Raw genomic sequence first — 3,781 nt, forward strand, 5'->3', positions numbered from 1 at the left:
GGAAATCGATTGGGGTGCTGCGTTTGCCGAGGAAGCTGGCAAGGCTGCCGGGGACGCCCACGAGGCGCCCGCCGCCCATGGCGACTCGGCGGCTGCCACGTTGTCGGCGCTGGAAGCGCTGGGTGCCGCCGCCGCTGTCGGCGGTGCTGCCGCTACGTCGGTGCCTGCGCCTGAGTCAAACATTTCCGCGCCGGCCGAGCCCGCCGACGCTTCGCTCGACGGCAGCGTAGCCGGCATGCTGGGCGATCTGGATCTGGCGATCCCGGGACAGGCGGCGCATGTGGGCACGATTTCGAGCGATGCCTTGCCGTCGCTCTCGAAGGGGATGGGTTCGGTGCAGTTCAAGATGGCGCCGATGGACGATCCGCTGCGCTCGCATGCGAGCGCGGACGAGGAGGCGTTCGACGAGCCGGACGGCGAACTGAGCGATGCCGACTTCGACGCCGCGATGCAGCAGGCCAGCCACTCGCCGGTCGCGTCGCGCAGCTATACGGACACCGCGCACGAGGCACCCTCGCTCAAGCCGTTGTCGTTCGATCTATCGGACTTCAGCCTCGATCTGAAGGGCGACGACGCGCAGGCGAGCCCGGCGTTCGTGAGCGCGCCGACGCTGGCAACCGACATCGGAACGGAAGCCCTGATCGAGCACGAGGTGCTGCATGCACCGGCCCCGGAAACGCCGTATGCGGCCGAACCTGCGGCGCCGCAAGTGCCGCAAACGGTTGCGCCGGTGCCCGCCGTGCCGGCGTCACCCGTCGCCGCTGCGTCCGTCGAGCCGGGCGTGCCGGATGAATTCCATACGAAGCTGGAGCTGGCCACTGCGTATCAGACCATCGGTGACGACGAAGGCGCACGCGAACTGCTCGAAGAGGTGATTGCCGGTGGCGACGCCGCGCAGCAGTCCGTCGCCCGCACACGGCTCGCCGAGCTTGGCAAGTGACGCCGAGAAGTTGACGCCACGACAGGCTGACGAAGCCACCACAGATTGACCGTAGTTTGGGGCGCTCGTAGGTTGAGCGCCCATTTTTCTTTTTCATATGCGAATCGCACTGGGCATCCATTACGACGGCACGGCGTTCTCCGGCTGGCAATCGCAGCCGCATGGCAACACCGTGCAACAGACGCTCGAAGCCGCGTTGCGGGACTTCGGCGGCGTTGCGCTGCCCACGACCGTCGCGGGCCGCACCGATACCGGTGTGCACGGCATCGGTCAGGTGGCACATTTCGACACCGACCTGGACCGCGCCATGTTCTCGTGGGTGCGCGGCGTCAACGCGTTTCTGCCCAAGACGGTTGCGGTGCAATGGGCGCAGGCCATGCCGGACGATTTCCACGCCCGATTTACCGCCTTCGAGCGCACGTATTTCTATGTGCTGTACGTGCATCCCGTGCGCTCACCGTTGCTCGAGGGCCGATGCGGCTGGCTGCACACGCCGCTCGATATCGACGCCATGCGCGCCGCGAGTCGAGTGCTGGTCGGCGAGCACGACTTCTCGGCGTTCCGCTCGTCCGAGTGTCAGGCCAAGACGCCGGTGAAACATCTGTATGCCATCGACATCGAGCAGCATGGGCACTTCTTTGTGTTCCGCTTCCGGGCGAGCGCGTTCCTGCATCACATGGTGCGAAATATCATGGGCTGTCTGGTCGCCGTGGGCCGAGGCCGCCAGCCGGCGAGCTGGATGACGGATGTGCTCGCGAGTCTCGACCGTCGTCAGGCGGCACCGACGTTCATGCCGGACGGGCTGTATCTGGCGCGGGTGGGGTATCCTGAGCGTTTCGCGGTCCCCGAGCCCAACTGGGCGGCGTGGCCGTTCCCGATGCCGTGGGCAAGTTCATGAAATCCCGTACCCGAATCAAGATCTGCGGCCTGTCGCAGCCGGCCGACATCGATCACGCGGTGGCGCTGGGCGCCGACGCCATCGGTCTCGTCTTTTACCCGCCGAGCCCGCGCTACGTGGATCTGGCGCGTGCGGCCGAGCTGGCCCGCCGGGTGCCGCCGTATGTGAGTCTGGTCGGCCTGTTCGTGAACGCGACGGCCGACGAGATTGCCCGGACGGTCGAGGCTGTGCCGCTGACCACGCTGCAGTTCCATGGCGACGAAACGCCGGCGCAATGCGCGGTGTTGGCCGCCGCGGCGGGCAATCGTCCTTACATGCGCGCCATGCGTATCGGCCCGGAGACGAAAGACAGTGGCGATTTGCTACAATTCGCCAATGCATACACCGCTGCGCAAGGCATCTTGCTCGATGCCCTGGTCGAAGGCTACGGCGGTGGGGGAAAGGTTTTCGATTGGTCACTTATTCCAAAAGACATCGCGCGTCGGGCCGTTTTGAGTGGTGGCTTGAACGCACACAACGTTGCTGAAGCCATCGGCCGGGTGACGCCTTACGCCGTCGACGTGTCGAGCGGTGTAGAGGCGTCGCGTGGCGTGAAGGATCACGCCCGCATGACGGCGTTCGTGCACGCAGTGCGTGCCGCCGACGCCGAATGAGCAACCCGCCGGAACGCCCGCCTGAGCCGCGCGCCGGTACTGCGAAGAGTGACAACCATGTACGATTTCCCTGACGCCCGCGGCCATTTCGGTCCGTACGGCGGTGTCTTTGTGGCCGAGACGCTGATTCACGCGCTCGACGAGTTGCGCGAGGCCTATGCGAAGTATCAGCACGATCCGGCCTTCCTCGAAGAATTTCATTACGAACTGAAGCACTACGTCGGGCGCCCGTCGCCGATCTATCACGCCAAGCGCTGGAGCCAGGAACTGGGCGGCGCACAGGTGTACCTCAAGCGCGAAGACCTGAATCACACCGGCGCGCACAAGGTGAACAACGTGATCGGGCAGGCGCTGCTCGCGCGTCGCATGGGCAAACGCCGCGTGATTGCGGAGACCGGCGCCGGTCAGCATGGCGTGGCAACGGCGACCATTGCCGCGCGCTTCGGCATGGAGTGTGTGGTCTACATGGGCTCGGAAGACGTCAAGCGTCAGGCGGCCAACGTCTATCGCATGCAACTGTTGGGCGCGACCGTCGTGCCGGTGGAGTCGGGCTCGAAGACCCTCAAGGACGCGCTCAACGAAGCCATGCGCGACTGGGTGACCAACGTCGAGAGCACGTTTTACATCATCGGCACCGTGGCCGGGCCGCATCCGTATCCGATGCTCGTGCGCGATTTCCAGAGTGTGATCGGCGAGGAGTGCAAGGTGCAGATGCCCGAGCTGGCCGGCCGTCAGCCGGATTATGTGCTCGCCTGCGTCGGTGGCGGCTCGAACGCCATGGGTATTTTCTACCCGTATATCGATGTGCCGGACGTCAAGCTGGTGGGCGTGGAAGCGGCGGGCGACGGCATCGAGACCGGCCGTCATGCGGCGTCGATCATCGGTGGCACGCCCGGCGTGCTCCATGGCAACCGCACCTATCTGCTGCAGGACGCCAACGGTCAAATCACCGAAACGCATTCGATCTCGGCAGGCCTGGACTACCCGGGGGTGGGCCCGGAGCACGCGTGGCTGCATGACATCAAGCGTGCCGAGTACGTGGGCGTGACCGATACCGAGGCGCTGCGCGCGTTTCATGACTGCTGCCGGATCGAAGGCATCATTCCGGCGCTGGAGTCGAGCCACGCGCTGGCTTATGCGTGCAAGCTGGCGCCGACGCTGCCGAGCGATCAGATCGTGCTGGTCAATCTCTCGGGGCGCGGCGACAAGGACATGCACACCGTGATGGCGCTGCCCAGGCCGGCGTCGGGCGGGGCATAGGCGACATAGGCGACATAAGCGACATAAGCG

General features: G+C 65.6%; 4 protein-coding genes. All 4 read left to right on the forward strand.

Annotated elements, in window-relative coordinates; all coding sequences use genetic code 11:
* On the forward strand, positions 1–940 hold a 940-nt coding region (locus A985_RS28675), incomplete at its 5' end, for a FimV/HubP family polar landmark protein (protein ID WP_039830480.1).
* Positions 941–1,037: 97 nt separating this feature from the next.
* Positions 1,038–1,838, forward strand: a complete 801-nt coding sequence (gene truA, locus A985_RS0117550) for a tRNA pseudouridine(38-40) synthase TruA (protein WP_017234680.1) — start codon at positions 1,038–1,040, stop codon at positions 1,836–1,838.
* The gene (locus tag A985_RS0117555) at positions 1,835–2,491 is read left to right on the forward strand and encodes a phosphoribosylanthranilate isomerase (protein ID WP_039830481.1); all 657 of its coding nucleotides are present in this window, start codon (positions 1,835–1,837) and stop codon (positions 2,489–2,491) included. The genes truA and A985_RS0117555 overlap by 4 nt, the downstream gene beginning before the upstream one ends.
* A 57-nt stretch (positions 2,492–2,548) precedes the next feature.
* Entirely contained in the window at positions 2,549–3,751 is a 1,203-nt protein-coding gene (trpB, locus tag A985_RS0117560; protein ID WP_017234682.1) for a tryptophan synthase subunit beta, read from the forward strand.
* Positions 3,752–3,781 lie beyond the last annotated feature (30 nt).

The sequence above is a fragment of the Pandoraea sp. B-6 genome, from assembly GCF_000282835.1.
Lineage (GTDB): Bacteria > Pseudomonadota > Gammaproteobacteria > Burkholderiales > Burkholderiaceae > Pandoraea > Pandoraea cepalis.

Coding starts and splice junctions, on each gene's coding strand:
- truA (WP_017234680.1), top strand. CDS start 1,038: ATGCGAATCGCACTGGGCATCCATTACGACGGCACGGCGTTCTCCGGC.
- A985_RS0117555 (WP_039830481.1), top strand. CDS start 1,835: ATGAAATCCCGTACCCGAATCAAGATCTGCGGCCTGTCGCAGCCGGCC.
- trpB (WP_017234682.1), top strand. CDS start 2,549: ATGTACGATTTCCCTGACGCCCGCGGCCATTTCGGTCCGTACGGCGGT.